The sequence below is a fragment of the uncultured Umboniibacter sp. genome, from assembly GCF_947497555.1.
GTDB lineage: Bacteria > Pseudomonadota > Gammaproteobacteria > Pseudomonadales > DSM-25080 > Umboniibacter.
The window spans coordinates 119,033-134,369 of sequence record NZ_CANMGY010000003.1; the positions used below are offsets into that span (position 1 = coordinate 119,033).

Below are 15,337 nucleotides of genomic sequence, written 5' to 3' on the forward strand. Positions count from 1 at the left end.
TTCAAGGGCGCCTGAGCTCAAGCTATATTCGTACTTCAGTGGCGCTTAGCTTAGATAGCCCTGCGTTTAAAGCTGTCATCGTTCAGTTTTCATTGACGCGCTCATAGGCGCTCCTATAGAAACTCTAATGGCGGCTCTCTTCAACCCTTGAGAAAATATTGCGCCATTAAGGGCTAGCATTATTACCTCGCTGAATTGCTGTGCTAGAATTCGACCAATTAGGAGGCAAGCCCTAACAACGGTCCTATCTCCTGCAAACCGACACCAACACCAGCTAACCAAGGGACATACCATGAGCATTGCCGCCCATCTTCTCAGCGCTGAAGACATCGCCAACCAAGTATCTCAAGCTCTGCTTGAGGATGTGGGATCGGGTGATATCACCGCACAGTTGATTAGCGCTGAGGCGATGAGTGAAGCGCGCATAATTACGCGTGAAGGTGGTGTGTTCGTGGGCAAAGCATGGGTACTTGAAGTATTCAAACAGCTGGACCCTAGCGTGACAATTAATTTTGCCGTGGAAGATGGCGATCGCCTTGAGCCAAATCAAACTTTATATACCCTCAGTGGCAGCAGCCGAAGCCTACTTACCGGCGAACGCGCTGCGCTGAACTTCGTACAAATGTTAAGTGGTACCGCAACAACCTGTCGCCGCTACGCAGATATGGTTGAAGGGACGAGTGTGAAGATTCTCGACACTCGCAAAACTATCCCACTGTTTCGCAACGCTCAAAAGTACGCGGTTAGCTGTGGAGGGTGCTTCAACCATCGAGTAGGCCTTTACGATGCTTTCCTGATCAAAGAGAACCACATCGCCGCCAGCGGCGGCATTCAACAGGCCGTTAGCCGCGCCCACGAGATTGCGCCAGGTAAGCCGGTAGAAGTTGAAGTGGAAGACCTTCACGAGTATCAGGAAGCGTTAGATGCCGATGCTGATATCATCATGTTGGACAACTTCAGCCTTGCGGATCTGCGTACTGCGGTGGAAATGAATGATGGGCGTGCCAAGCTTGAGGCTTCAGGTAATGTGACGGATAAGACGTTGCGTCCCATTGCTGAAACCGGCGTTGATTTTATTTCCATTGGGGCGCTGACGAAGGATGTTAAGGCGTTGGATTTGAGTATGCGGGTGGGTTGATCCTGCAGTTCTTAGATGGGCTACTATTACACTACAATTTCAGTCACCGCGAAATTAAAGTACCGACGAACAACCTTCATAGTAAGGTATTCTAACAAGCTCTTCGAGTTGCATAGCGGTTCTAGTCCACTCGACATCTAGATCCTCTTTAGATATGCATTCACCGAAGCCTCCATACCCTTCCGATGAAAACTTGAAACAATTCTGCCTTCCCGAATAACTTAAAACCGCCGAAGGCGTAACCCTTGCCACCTGCTTTTTGCCTAGCTCACTAACAACCTGGCTTTGGTCGAAAACCACCGCCGGCCCCTCCAGCACGAATTGCGTTAGATTTTCCTCAATAATCCGGGATTCGTTCAAGGAATCCAAGAATAATGACGGCGAAACACGCCCAGTTTCCAAGTAAACTGCCTCCGAGGATAAATTAGGTGCGCCATGAATCAAACCGGCAACAGAAGACTCAACTTGCGCTAATAATGATTCATAGATTTCTACAAGTGACCCTAACTCATCACTCCTGCCTGACCTACTTACTACCTTTCCATTCCTATACTGTAAAAAGACTACAGGTACTCGATATTGAGCTTCACTAAGAACTGATGTGCCATGCCCAGTTCCAGCAACGCTATGCTCTTTAAAGTAACCAATAGGCTGGTCGGTCATTTTTATGCTCTCTCCGTGATCTGAGTAGAAATAAACTAACGCATTATCTAAAAGCCCCATGACAGTAAGTGTATCAATATAGTCGCCAATCTGAGTCTCAACCTCTTGTATCGACAATAAGTAGTTATCATCGATTGAATACTCTCCGTGAGGTTCTGGATCATTGACATAGGGCCAATGCGCCAAGGTGAAATGAGTATGTGCAAATATTGATTTTTCTTCGCCAACTAACTGATCGAGGATTTGAGTAGTAAAAATATTAGCCTCATACATATCAGGCCTTGCCCTATTAATTACTCTGTAAGAATAGAAGTCACTTACCCATCGAAACTGATTAAGTAACACAGCCCATGGATGCTTTACAAAGGAGGATAATATCATCTCAGAACTTCCCGGCTGAGGACCGACGGTTACATCAAAACCATAACTTTCTGATATATTCGAAAACCGACGCTCGTCCATCGCGAAAAACGTTTTGTAGCCAATAGCTTTCAACTTTGCCGGCAATGATCTATCCAAAGCACAATTCTTCGGAGCCATTAAATTAAAACGTGCACCATGCTCGATGGGTTGAAGTCCAGTTAATAGGCTAGTAAGCGCTACGTGTGTTCTCGCCATCGGTGTATATATGTTTGTATAAAATACACCACTCTCGCGGAGCTGTTCAAATACACCACCCGATGCTAAATCAAATGTATCTAAACGAAGCGAATCCACCCCAATTAGAAAAATGTTTGGTTGCTCCGTGACTTGGGGCTCCGCATCCGTTAACAGACTCCCATATACCAAAAAGCCTGCTGCTAAAGAACTCGAAAGCAAAACAAACGTAGCTAATTGCAAACCTTGATTCAAGAAATAGAAGAACAGTGCTAGGCAGCAGATTAGCGAACCAAGATTTAAAGTAAAGCTTTTGAACAGCGAATAAGTACTCTCAACATTTAGTAACGAGACCAAGGTAATTGCCGCTAATTGACTTAGTACAATTAGTAAAAATCTAATCTTGGGAATCGGCTTTGCGAACCTATGTATCAACCAGACTATTGGTAAATTTACTAAAAGAAGGAGCACCAACTCAAGGAACAGAGTCTTCAGAAGTGGCAATAGCTCGGCGAACCCTAACTGAGAAACTACATAGTTGAAGTCGATAACTGTGCTAGGGAATCGCTGCAACAAACCGACCGAGTCTGAAAGCAACCAAAGTATTGAGATTAGAAGGCAATCCATCCCGATACGAAGGGGGGCTATCTTGTTCATATGTTTTTGAAACTCCAACTAGGATGGATACCTAAAACAGTTAGTAAAGAGTCGAAGAGTATAAGAGTATAAGAGTATAAGAGTATAAGAGGGCCAACGCTAACGAGCTAAAGATTATACTAGAGCACTAACAACCTTTGGAGTCGGAATTATGATCTTTACATTTAAGGACGACCTAGCACTTCAAATACTTCGACAGCAATAATGTATTGAACTTTCTAAACGAACAACAAGAAAACGGCTAACTTCAGCAATATTCAGATAATTACAGGGTACTGCATCTAAGTACCGAGCTAACCAACGAAAAAGAGGGAGGGGCTAGCCCCTCCCTCTTTTCTTTCTAACAGATCAGTCAAACTTAAGATCCTGCACCACAACCTTTCGGGTGGTGAATCGTCTCATCGATAGTCGTGGTACAGGTCCACGTGCCCGTGTCGGCTCTAGTCAAAACGATGTTTGCGCCACCCACCGCTGGCGATGATGAGGCAGCGTCAAAACTGAAAGTAATTGACATAACGCCGGATGTTACCGTTGAGTTCGAAATGTCACCCAAAGTATTGCCATCCGCGTCATAACCTAGGGTAGCTTCATCATCGGCAGTGATTGTTGCGGCGCGAAGAATTGCCTCCTCAGCTGCAGTTTTAAGCGGACTGATCGACGCTAGGCCTGAAGCCGCCTCAGAACGCGCAACGTAGTTCTGGTACTGAGGAATAGCTACTGCTGCCAAAATACCAATGATCGCAACAACGATCATCAATTCAATTAAGGTAAAACCCTTTTGATTTTTCATGATAATTCTCCATTATAAAATTTTATCGCATCACAGCGAAAACTGCTGTTAGTCGGAACACAAGCATTTACCGTGCCAATTTCACATCAGTAACCACTTACCACCTTTTAACAGGCTATTTTTCAGGGCAACGCTATTGCTTTTTTTCTAAGTAGGCAATTTCAGTGAGATCAAAGTCAGTTTTAAGAATCGACCCACCGACAATTTGCGTCACCAAAAGATCAGCCATCACGACGATTAATGTCACCTGGATTACAGTAATTGTTAACTAGCCAACTAAACCGCTAACACTCTGACAACAAGCCCTTCTTACTAATTTTCTAACACCATCACCTTTTCCGCCTTAATGGTGCTGTTTAGAGACTAGGATTTGGGGTAAGCTAACTTTAAATCACAACGACGAAAACTTGCTATGGCTTATACGCAAAATGACGCCAACCTCTTAAAGCGGTTGGCAGAGGAACAACTGCTAACCGAAGAGCAATTAGAAGAGCTTCCCCCGTTACTCAAACGAGAGGAAAGCAGCACTATTGCCTACTTAGTTAATAATGAAATAATTAGCGATTCGGCTTTAGCCCGTTCGCAAAGTAAAGCCTATGGTTCGCCGCTGTTCGCTGTGGACTCAATGAACTCGGAGATGTTCCCCGATGATATTCTTAAGACAGAATTGATCGAGAAACTTCAAGTTCTTCCTCTATATGTTCGCGGCAGCCGCCTGTTTATAGCAACCAGTGATCCTGCTCGCTTTGAAGTCTTTGACGACATCAAATTCGCCACCGGAATGAGTGTTGATGTCATTACCGTTGAGCATAAAGCCCTTACTGAGGCAATAGGACTATTTCTGAAGGGTTCTTCCAGTGAAGCAACATCCGGTATGGATGACCTCAATGACGATGAACTGGATGATATCGATACCGTGGATACCGAAGTCGCTGATGATACAAGCGAAGAGGCGGCTTCCGAAACACCTATCGTTCGATTCATCAATAAGATGCTATTCGACGCGATTAAAATGGGTTCTTCGGATTTACACTTCGAGCCCTACGAAAAAGCCTATAGAGTGCGCTTTCGCACCGATGGAGTTCTTCATGAGGTCGCTCGACCACCTATTGCTACGGCCGGGCGGATATCAGCGCGCCTTAAAGTACTGAGTCAAATGGATATCTCTGAGCGCCGTAAACCGCAGGACGGTCGAATCAAACTGAAGGTATCCAAAACCAAAGCCATCGACTTCCGCGTTAACACGCTACCTACGCTGTGGGGAGAAAAAATTGTACTGCGTATTTTGGACCCTACTAGTGCGCAGATGGGCATTGATGCATTGGGTTACGAGGATGAGCAAAAGCAACTCTTCATGGATGCACTTAATCAGCCGCAGGGTATGATTCTGGTTACCGGACCTACGGGTTCGGGTAAAACCGTATCGCTCTATACCGGCCTCAACATCCTCAATACCGAACAGCGCAACATCTCCACCGCCGAAGACCCTGTAGAGATCAACCTTGAGGGTATCAACCAGGTCAACGTCAACGCGAAGGTAGGACTAACCTTTTCAACCGCACTCCGCTCGTTCCTCCGCCAGGATCCGGATATTGTGATGGTGGGAGAGATCCGAGATTTGGAAACCGCGGAAATTGCTATTAAGGCGGCGCAGACCGGTCACTTGGTACTCTCAACCCTGCACACTAACTCGGCACCGGAAACCTTAACGCGCCTGGCAAACATGGGCGTCCCATCCTTTAATATCGCTACCTCAGTGAACCTTATTATCGCTCAACGTCTTGCTCGACGCCTCTGCAAGAGCTGCAAAATACCGGCAGAGGACATCCCGGAGGAAGTGCTTCAAAAGGAAGGTATTTTAGATTGCGGTTTCAATCCTGATGAGATGGAATTATTCCAGCCTAACCTTAAAGGTTGTGGCGGTTGTACCGGGGGTTACAAGGGGCGTGTTGGTATTTACGAAGTAGTTCGCATTACTCCGGCTATCTCTCGGATTATCATGGAAGAAGGAAACGCAATTCAAATCGCTGATGCCGCTGCCGAAGCCGGCTTCAATAACCTCCGTACCTCAGCCTTACGCAAGGTCTGTATGGGCGTAACTAGCCTCGAAGAGGCCAACCGAGTAACCAACGACTAATTATTATGGCTACAGCAACGAAAGAAAAAGTATTTGAGTACTCTGGAGCAGATCGCCGAGGCAATAGCACCAAGGGTGAAATTCGCGCAACGAATAGTGCCGCGGCTAAGGCGCTGTTGAGCAAACAGGGGATCATTGCGAAAAAAGTCCGCCCCAAAGCCAAGCCACTGTTTGGCGCGTCGAAGAAAGTTACGCCTCAGGATATCGCACTCTTTACTCGCCAGCTCTCCACCATGATGAAGGCCGGTGTGCCGCTGATTCAATCCTTTGAGATTGTAGCGGAAGGCTCAGACAGTGCCGGGGTGAAAGAGTTGATGACCGACGTAAGAGATACCGTTGCGGGCGGAGAGAGCTTTGCAAACGCCATTCGCAAGCATCCAAAGTATTTCGATGACCTATTTTGTGAACTGATTGCGGCGGGTGAACAATCCGGTGCTTTAGAGACCATGTTGGATCGGGTTGCCACCTACAAGGAAAAGTCTGAATCACTCAAGAAAAAGATCAAGAAGGCGATGACCTACCCTATTGCCGTTTTAGTGATTGCCGCCATTGTGACCGTGGTGCTACTGGTAAAAGTCGTTCCACAGTTTGCCACCACCTTTGCGGGCTTCGGTGCCGAGCTTCCTGCCTTTACCCTCTTCGTTTTAGGTCTTTCGGAAACCATGCAGGCGAACTGGTGGAAGATGTTAATAGGTATCGGAATTATTGGTCTCGTCTTCAAGGAAGCAAAAGCCCGCTCAAAAGTCTTTGCCGACGGTGTTGATAAGTTCATTCTTAAGATCCCGGTTCTAGGTGCGATTCAAGAGCAATCTGCCATCGCGCGCTTCGCTCGCACACTTTCTACTACCTTTGCCGCAGGTGTGCCATTGGTTGACGCACTAGACTCAGTTGCCGGTGCTTCGGGTAATGCCGTCTTTCGGGATGCCTCAAAGCAGGTAAAGGAAGACGTCAGCTCCGGTATCGCGCTAAACGTAGCCATGCGCCAAACCGACACTTTCCCCAGCCTTGCTATTCAGATGACGGCTATCGGTGAGGAGTCGGGGGCGTTGGACGACATGCTAGATAAAGTTGCAACCTTCTATGAAGAGGCCGTAGATAACCTCGTTGATCAGCTAACTGCGCTTATGGAGCCGTTTATTATGGCCGTACTTGGGGTGCTTGTAGGGGGTCTATTGATTGCTATGTACCTACCTATCTTCTCCATGGGGAACGCGATGTAATGTTGGCGCTATTTCAACAAAACCCTGGGTATCTCATCGCTATTGCAACCATTTTGGGCTTGGTAGTGGGTAGCTTTCTCAATGTGGTCATTCACCGCCTGCCAAAGATTTTACAGGCACAATGGGCCGCTGAATTTTCTGAGGAGGAAGCAGGTTCCGCAGGCAAGCAATACAATCTCGCCTTCCCTGCTTCGCACTGCCCTAACTGTGATGCGCCCATCAAGCCCTGGCAGAACTTGCCGCTCATTAGCTGGCTAATGCTCAAAGGTCGATGCGCTAGCTGCCGTGTTAACATTCACTGGCGCTACCCGGTAGTAGAGTTGGCTACTGGAATACTTACTGGCTTTGCAGCTTGGTATATGGGCGCTGTCGCTCCCGTTATTTATGTCATCATAGCTATCTGGATTCTAATCGCCTTAATCGCCATCGATATCGATTGCTATTTGTTACCGGACACCCTAACTCTGCCACTACTTTGGGCCGGATTGATCGCTAACAGTTTGGGTTGGTTTACGGATTTAGATTCAGCCCTTTGGGGTGCCGTTGCCGGCTACCTATCGCTTTGGATTATCTTTTGGCTGTTCAAGCTGGCGACCGGCAAAGAGGGAATGGGCTATGGTGACTTTAAGCTCCTAGCGGCGCTGGGTGCTTGGATGGGTTGGCAGGCACTGCCAATGATTATTCTTATCAGTTCATTTGTGGGTGCCCTACTCGGGATATTGGCGATAGTCATCTACGGCCGCGATAAAGCAAAACCTATCCCCTTCGGCCCCTATTTGGCGATTGCGGGATTACTGGTGTTTTTCTTTGAAGACTTTATTCGTCAGGTGATACCACTCTTCGCGGGGCTCTAGAATCAATCTAGAGTCTCTTCGGTTTATTTGCAGCGTTGACCTTAGTCTGGCCGGCATTAGGTTGAATGCCTGAGACGCTGCAGTTCAGCTACCCAACAACTCATCCAAATCCTTCAGCAACTCGACAATATAATGTCGTTCTGTCAATTTCTGCGCCCAAACGACTTCCGCCATTGCCGCTACACCACTAAGCGCTGGTAGCGGCGCCGCAACACGGAGCATTTCATCTAAACGTTCAATCAATACAAACTGTATCCATTGCTCAAATGGCATCGTATCCGTGAAGAAGGGAATGGTACTATGAAAGGCACTTAAGGCAGGACGAGTAGTGGACCAGAGTTGAGCTCGCTGCAGCTCGGCCCTGAGTGAATCCAGTGTCATTGTTAGCGCTTCGTGCTGCTCCACGGTCAGACCTCTATACGCCGGCGATACGGCGGCAGTGAATTGAGTAACTGATGGCCGTAGCGCTTGGTAATCACGCGCTTGTCTAACAGTACCACCTGCCCCGTATCGGTCTCGGTGCGAATTAAACGACCACAGGCCTGGACTAGCTTCAACGAGGCATCAGGAACCGATACCTGCATGAATGAATTACCCCCTTCGGACTCAATCCACTCGGATAACTGCGCTTCAACCGGCGCATCCGGCACCGAGAAGGGTAATTTTACAATCACCACTCGCTCACAATATTTACCGGGTAAATCTAAGCCCTCGGCGAAGCTAGCAAGCCCCAGCAAACAACTGCGCTTGCCCTCATCAATACGCGCCCTATGCAACTCAAGAACACGCGAGCGAGAATACTGCCCCTGATATAACGTTGCTTCCAGCTGCTCCGCACTTAACGCCTCGACATACTGCTCCATATGGCGTCTTGCCGTGAACAGCACCAAGGTAGCGATCTCATCATCGACTAGTTTAGGCAGGTCAGCCTCTATAAGATGATCAAATGCAGCGTTCTGACTGGGGTCAACCGCTATCGGCGGAATCCATAACTCAGCGACGTTGGCGAAATCAAACGGACTTTGGACTATGGCATAGGTGTCCTCGGCGGCGGTACCTGCACGCATTTTGAAACGGTCAAAGTGCCCTAAGCTCGAAAGCGTTGCCGAGGTCACTACCGCGCCAAAACAACGGTTCCATAATTTACTCTGTAGTGTCCCCGACGCTAAAATAGGACTACAACTTAGCAATGGATCCCCATCATTCATCCAGGTAATCCAACGTGCATGAGGCAAGCGATCCGCTGCATCCACATCGGACCAAGCCTCCCATAACGCCAAGTTCTCTTCGCCACGGGAAACCGCAGCGCCAACTCCCGCAATAGCCGCCTCAAGTTGTCCTCGTTCGTCACCGACTGCTAATTCAATACCGTCTTGCAGCGCATCTCTAAAACGCCCTAGCCAACTATTGAGACGCTTGTAGGTATCGCGGTTACGCTCAGCTTCACTGCGCAGCTGATCAGGAACCCGTCCCTGAGGGAAACGATATCTCGGCAGGTCATTTCGGTCATTCACTGGGATTTCGATGAGGTCATTCATTACTGGTTCGAACTCCTGCTGCACGCGAATGGTATCGGCAACGGCGCGCGGCAACTCGCCAACGGCAGCGAGACCTAACGAGAGTTTCTGAGCAAGATCTAACACGGGTGGCAACTGCTTTTCCAGGCTCGCCAGCCATTTGATTGAGCCATTCAGTCGACAGGTTGCTGCAAAATGATCCAGAGCCTTATCGGGTAAATGATGCCCCTCATCAAACACATAAATACTGTCCTCGGGACGAGAAAGAATAGCTCCCCCACCCAACCGAAGGTCCGCGAGAACGAGATCATGGTTGGCAACAATAACATCCGCCGTTTCCAAACTTTCTCTGGCTTGATAAAACGGGCACGCGTTGAACTGTTCGCAGCGGCGACCCGTGCAACGATTATGATCCGTGGTAACACGGCGCCAGTTTTGATCTTCAATGGAATCCGGCCAAGAGTCTCTATCCCCTTCCCAGCGCCTCGCGTCAAAGGAGGCTTTGAGCTCCTCAAAAAGCTCTCGCTGATCTTTGGTCGGTAGGCCGTCCGTTTCATCCGGATAGAGTCCTAATGAACCTTGAGAGGGGTCAGCGTTAGTGAGCTGCTGCTGCAACTGCACTGGGCACAAATAGCGTCCTCGCCCTTTGGCCAGCTCAAAAGAGAAGGATAGGCCACTATGACGAAGTACCGCGGGTAAATCTTTGTGTAGGATCTGCTCCTGCAGAGCAACCGTAGCGGTAGAGACAATGAGCTTTTTATCGTGTCGTTTCGCCAGGGGAATGGTAGGGATCAGATAGGCAATAGTTTTACCCGTACCCGTACCCGCCTCGATAACCGCTAAGCCCCCGGAAATACGCTCGCCCGATTCGTCATCAATCTCAACGGCACCCATAGCACGCGCAATGTGGGCGATCATTTCCTTCTGGCCTTGACGCGGGCCGAGTTCATTCGCCTTTAGGTAGCGACTATAGGCCTTTTGAATAGTCGACTTGTCAGAGTCTTTCAGCATTGTATCAACCTAGGCGAGGAGAGAGGCTGCAGTTTACCATGTGAACCGCACCCCCCAACTACCCCTTAAGAGAATTTTAACTACTAAGCTGCCGCGTTCGACTCGTTCTTCGCCAGCTTAATATTCAAGAGGCCGTAGGCAATACCTATAAACGGACAGATGATATTGAACAGTGCCCAAGGCGCGTAGGTCCAGGTCGCAATACCCAGGGTCGCTGCCATGTATGCGCCACAGGTGTTCCATGGAATCAACGGAGAGGTAATGGTTCCCGCGTCCTCTAAACTCCGAGAGAGGTTCAGCGCATTTAATCCGCGGCGCTCGAATTCTAGGCGGTACATTCTACCTGGCAGCACAATGGCCATGTATTGGTCTGAAGTCACCACGTTCGCTGCAAAGGCCGTCACAATGGTGGTAGTTATCAATGAACCCGTAGAGTGCACCATACTGAGTGCGCCGCCTACTAACTTCTCTAAGATGCCTACTTTCTCAATCGCGCCGCCAAATGCCATGGCGCAGACAATCAACCATACTGTATTCAGCATGCTGCTCATTCCACCTTTAGATAGCAGCGAGCCTAACATTTCATTACTGGAATCAGAGACGTAACCATCAAACAACGTGGTCCAAATGCCCTTCAGATGCAGTGCTACGACACCTAGATCACCCACTTCTCCCGCTAGCTTTTCAACTGCCTGAGGCTGTAACACCGCCGCCATAATGGCGCCAAAAAGCGCACCAAGCAAAATGGTGGGAAATGCTGGCACCTTTTTGTAAGCCAAAAATAGTAGCAATACCAACGGTAATAAGCTGATTAGTGAAATATTGAACTCAACCTGAATAGCCGAAATTAACGCAGAAATTTCGACGGGCGTAATTTGCGTCTCATTACCGAAGCCAAGAAAAGCGAAAAAAAGTAGCGCCACTGCATAGGCTGGGACCGTAGTCCACAGCATATGACGAATGTGCTCAAAGAGGTTGACGCCAGTAATCGCTGAGGCCAAATTGGTCGTTTCAGAGAGTGGCGAGAGCTTATCGCCGAAGTAAGCGCCGGAAATAATGGCTCCTGCCGTGATAGCCGGATCTAACTGCAACGCCTCAGCAATACCAATTAAGCCAATACCAAGCGTACCCGCGGTCGTCCACGACGAACCAATACTGACGGAAACTAAGGCACAAATTAAGCAGGCCGCGAAGTAGAAAATGGAGGGATCGAGTATTTGTACACCATAGTAAATCATCGCTGGTACAGTGCCCGACAAAATCCAGGTACCAATGAGCGCGCCAACAGCAAGTAAAATCATCACCGAACCAAAGGCAAGCGAAATACCCTTTAACATGCCCTCTTCGAAACTCTCCCAGCTCATGCCATTATAGATACCAATGAGGCCGGTAATCGCCGCACATAGCAGCAAGGCAATTTGGTTAGCACCGTAAGACGAATCTGCTCCGTACAAATAGACGGATGCCGATAGCATCAAGATTAATGAGATAACCGGAATAATCGACTGGAGATATGAGGGGGCTTTGATGGTAGACATAACTATTATGACTCTAGCGGCTTCTGTATTTTACAGTTTGCCGCAAACTCAGCCGAAGTGATAGTTTCTAGCTAAAAAAATCAATCTTGCCGTAGTGACTAATCGGTCATTGTTGTTTGAGTAAATCTGACTTAAAATCAGCTCCTTTTTAAACCGTGGTATTTGAAAGCAGTTATGGCAAATTTCGACGATATTCGTCCCTTTAATGATGACGAAGTACAACCTACTCTACAAAGAATTATTCGCGATCCAGAATTACTCGCTACCTTCAGTCATTATAAATTCAGTAGCTGGCCGAAGTTTCTGCGTAAATCTCTTGGCAGCAAATTGATTTCCGTGGGGCTTCGTCGACATGTCAACAAACTCCAGACTGTTCGGGACTTTCAGGAAGAAGTCGAGCAATACATGAACAAGATGATCAAAGAAACGATCAGCGATCTATCAGTGATTGGAGTTGAAAAAATTCCCAAGGGTCCATGCTTGTTCATCTCCAATCATCGCGATATTGCGATGGACCCTGCGTTAATTAATTGGAGTATCTTTCAACACGGTCGGGACACCGTTCGTATCGCGATTGGCGATAATTTGCTATCAAAGCCCTGGACCAGTGACGTAATGCGCCTCAATAAAAGTTTTATCGTGCAGCGATCGATCACCGCCCCGCGTAAACTCTTTGCAGCATTTAAAAAGCTATCGGCCTACATCGGTCACTCGATTACAGTTGATCATCACGACGTATGGATTGCGCAGCGAGAGGGCCGTGCGAAGGATGGCATTGATACCACTGAACCTGCAATCATAAAGATGTTTGCCATGAGTAAAGCTAAGGAAGAATCGCTTGGCGCCTACTTAAACACGCTTAACATCATACCCGTAAGCTTAAGCTACGAATATGACCCGTGTGATGTTGCGAAGGCACGTGAGCTCACGCTCAAAGCTACTAGCGGTAATTACGAAAAGGGTGAGCACGAGGACATTCAAACAATCGGAGCCGGCATTACTGGGTTTAAGGGCCGGGTAACGGTAGCTTTTGGCGAGCCGCTAAATCAATTATCCGACGAAACAACGGCCGATGAACTCGCTTCGTTAATCGATCAGCATATCCTTAGCAATTACAAGATTCGTCCAGCTAATGTTCTGGCGTTACGAAAGCTTGAACCCGAACTTAATTTTGACCCCGCGGCCTTTAACGTTTCCGAGCAGGACATTACTGCACAGCGTAGCGTGTTTGAGCAGCGCCTTGCGAACTGCGACGACATGTATCAAACGCAATTCCTCTCTGCCTATGCAGCGCCACTGAAACGCAAACTTGTAGCCATAGACGCGTAACCTAGTTAGTCACCGAGCACTCGCGTTACCGATCTAAGAGCTACGAGCTACGAAATGATCTGACTGTTCAGTGAACTCAAATCGCTGAATTTCAGAGACAAAAAAAGGAGTCCCAGGACTCCTTTTTTATGACTTAGCCACTTGCTCAGCAAACCGCTAGGCGATTCACGAAGCGAATCATTCGCTTGCGCTGCTGCTTAATTTCAAACTCTAGCGCAGCAAGCTTTTCTGAAATAACTACCAATTCGGTCTCGGCTAAGGCACGGAGTTCTTCTCCGCGCTGCTCCACTAACTCCTTTTTCGCCTCCACCCAACTTAGGCGAAGCTCCTTCCAGTGCTGGAGCTGCTGCTGGAAACGCATAGACTCCAATGCGATTTGATCGCTAAAGCGAAGCGATAGTGGTTTCGACTTGAAGGTGTCTTCGGCGCGCTTAAGCTGAGTTTCAATCATCGCCTGATTAATCTTAGCCGCCGGCGTTCGCTTCAGCTTCGAAGCAAGCCCCAACTTAGAAGCAGTAAAGATCAACCACTTGGTAGGGTCATACTGCCACCACTTCACACCATTACGGTAGTCACCTTGGAAAAGATGATGGTAGTTATGGTAGCCCTCACCGTAGGTGAAGAGTGCTAAGACATCGTTATCGCGCGCCGTATTCTCTTCCGTATAAGGACGTCGACCCCAGATATGAGCTAGCGAGTTGATGAAGAAGGTGGTGTGGTGAGAAACGACTAAGCGCAGGAAGCCAATAAGCAATGCGCCGGCAATAATGTCCCCAAGCAACCAGCCCAATGCCAGCGCCGGAATCAAGTTCATCACCAGTGTCAAAACTACATAGTGCTTATGCTGCCAGACGACAATCGGATCACGCTGCAAGTCCTTCACATTCGAGAAGTCCACCTCGCCACTTGGATAGGCGCGGAGCATCCAACCAATGTGAGAAAAGAAGAAACCACGCTTGGCCGAATAGGGATCGCGCTCATTATCATCTACGTGTCGGTGGTGGCGACGGTGCCCCGAGGCCCAGACCAAAATACTATTCTGAGTTGCGGCGGCACCAAACAGTGCGAACATCAGCCGCAGACTCCAGTGAGCTCGATAGCTATTATGCGCCCACAGGCGATGGTAACCGGCCGTAATGGACATTCCATTAGCGCCGAGTACTAGGATGGCTGCAAGCCACATTGCGCCGCTATAGCCAACAGCGTAGCCATACCAGGGAACACCAATAAAAGTAACAATTGTAGTAAACACGAACACCGAGACGGGTAGCCACATAATGGGCGGTTTTTCTGACTGCATATCAAATTCCAAAACTTCTTATTGCCACCACTGTACGAAAGGAGGCGCCCCTAAACATGACAGAATACGACACGAAGATGAATGGTGAGAGATCAGTGACTAGGGGGTTTCCGGAACAAAAAAAGCGCACCCTGTTACCAGAGCGCGCTTCTTTCGGTGCTGCCGAAGCAGCAAGAGGGTCAGGCTATATTAGCTCAACTTCTCTTTGATACGTGCAGAACGACCAGAACGCTCACGCAAGTAGTACAACTTCGCGCGACGAACGTCACCACGACGCTTAACGCTAATGCTGTCAACCAACGGGCTGTAAGTCTGGAACGTACGCTCTACACCGATACCGTGAGAAATCTTACGGACGGTGAAAGCTGAGTTTAGGCTGCGGTTACGCTTAGCAATGACAACACCTTCAAACGCCTGTAGACGCTCGCGGTTGCCTTCTTTAACCTTAACCTGAACAACGACTGTATCACCAGGACCGAAGGCTGGGATTTCTTTGTTCATCTGCTCTGCTTCAAGCTGAGCAATAATTTTGTTGGCGCTCATTTCAGTGCTCCTGTTAATCACGTTTTCCAGCTTGGCTATCAAA

The 15,337-nt window shown here is 48.4% G+C and carries 12 protein-coding genes; 5 read left to right on the forward strand and 7 right to left on the reverse strand.

Features of this window, described 5'->3' with window-relative positions:
• Positions 1-292 precede the first annotated feature (292 nt).
• Positions 293-1,138 (forward strand): carboxylating nicotinate-nucleotide diphosphorylase, encoded by an 846-nt coding sequence (nadC, locus tag Q0698_RS05380; protein WP_298634476.1) that lies wholly within the window; start codon positions 293-295, stop codon positions 1,136-1,138.
• Between the two features lie 54 nt (positions 1,139-1,192).
• Here the strand turns inward: nadC and Q0698_RS05385 are convergent, their stop codons facing one another.
• Positions 1,193-3,073 (reverse strand): sulfatase-like hydrolase/transferase, encoded by a 1,881-nt coding sequence (locus Q0698_RS05385; protein ID WP_298634477.1) that lies wholly within the window; start codon positions 3,071-3,073, stop codon positions 1,193-1,195.
• Positions 3,074-3,413: 340 nt separating this feature from the next.
• Entirely contained in the window at positions 3,414-3,845 is a 432-nt protein-coding gene (locus Q0698_RS05390) for a pilin (RefSeq protein WP_298634478.1), read from the reverse strand.
• Positions 3,846-4,257: 412 nt separating this feature from the next.
• On the opposite strand from Q0698_RS05390, the gene pilB reads away from it, so the two are divergent.
• From pilB to Q0698_RS05405, 3 genes are read left to right on the forward strand one after another with little or no spacing between them, the layout of a single operon-like run.
• Positions 4,258-5,982 carry a type IV-A pilus assembly ATPase PilB gene (pilB, locus tag Q0698_RS05395; protein ID WP_298634479.1) on the forward strand — a complete coding sequence of 575 codons (1,725 nt, stop codon included), beginning with the start codon at positions 4,258-4,260 and terminating at the stop codon, positions 5,980-5,982.
• Between the two features lie 5 nt (positions 5,983-5,987).
• Entirely contained in the window at positions 5,988-7,202 is a 1,215-nt protein-coding gene (locus tag Q0698_RS05400; protein WP_298634480.1) for a type II secretion system F family protein, read from the forward strand.
• Positions 7,202-8,056, forward strand: coding sequence for an A24 family peptidase (locus tag Q0698_RS05405; protein WP_298634481.1), 855 nt, complete (start codon positions 7,202-7,204; stop codon positions 8,054-8,056). Before Q0698_RS05400 ends, Q0698_RS05405 begins: the two co-directional genes overlap by 1 nt.
• An 84-nt stretch (positions 8,057-8,140) precedes the next feature.
• Here the strand turns inward: Q0698_RS05405 and Q0698_RS05410 are convergent, their stop codons facing one another.
• The 3 genes from Q0698_RS05410 to nhaC all read right to left on the reverse strand — a co-directional run bounded on the left by Q0698_RS05410 (position 8,141) and on the right by nhaC (position 12,122).
• On the reverse strand, positions 8,141-8,461 hold the full coding sequence (locus Q0698_RS05410) for a YqcC family protein (RefSeq protein ID WP_298634483.1): 321 nt from the start codon (positions 8,459-8,461) through the stop codon (positions 8,141-8,143).
• A 2-nt stretch (positions 8,462-8,463) separates the two neighbouring features.
• Positions 8,464-10,584, reverse strand: a complete 2,121-nt coding sequence (gene dinG, locus Q0698_RS05415) for an ATP-dependent DNA helicase DinG (RefSeq protein WP_298634485.1) — start codon at positions 10,582-10,584, stop codon at positions 8,464-8,466.
• Between the two features lie 83 nt (positions 10,585-10,667).
• Entirely contained in the window at positions 10,668-12,122 is a 1,455-nt protein-coding gene (nhaC, locus tag Q0698_RS05420; protein WP_298634487.1) for a Na+/H+ antiporter NhaC, read from the reverse strand.
• A 174-nt stretch (positions 12,123-12,296) separates the two neighbouring features.
• Between nhaC and Q0698_RS05425 the strand changes: the two genes are divergently transcribed.
• The gene (locus Q0698_RS05425) at positions 12,297-13,451 is read left to right on the forward strand and encodes a 1-acyl-sn-glycerol-3-phosphate acyltransferase (protein WP_298634489.1); all 1,155 of its coding nucleotides are present in this window, start codon (positions 12,297-12,299) and stop codon (positions 13,449-13,451) included.
• 145 nt (positions 13,452-13,596) lie between these two features.
• Here the strand turns inward: Q0698_RS05425 and Q0698_RS05430 are convergent, their stop codons facing one another.
• Positions 13,597-14,751, reverse strand: coding sequence for a fatty acid desaturase (locus Q0698_RS05430; RefSeq protein ID WP_298634491.1), 1,155 nt, complete (start codon positions 14,749-14,751; stop codon positions 13,597-13,599).
• Positions 14,752-14,940: 189 nt separating this feature from the next.
• The gene (gene rplS / locus Q0698_RS05435; protein ID WP_298634493.1) at positions 14,941-15,294 is read right to left on the reverse strand and encodes a 50S ribosomal protein L19; all 354 of its coding nucleotides are present in this window, start codon (positions 15,292-15,294) and stop codon (positions 14,941-14,943) included.
• Positions 15,295-15,337 lie beyond the last annotated feature (43 nt).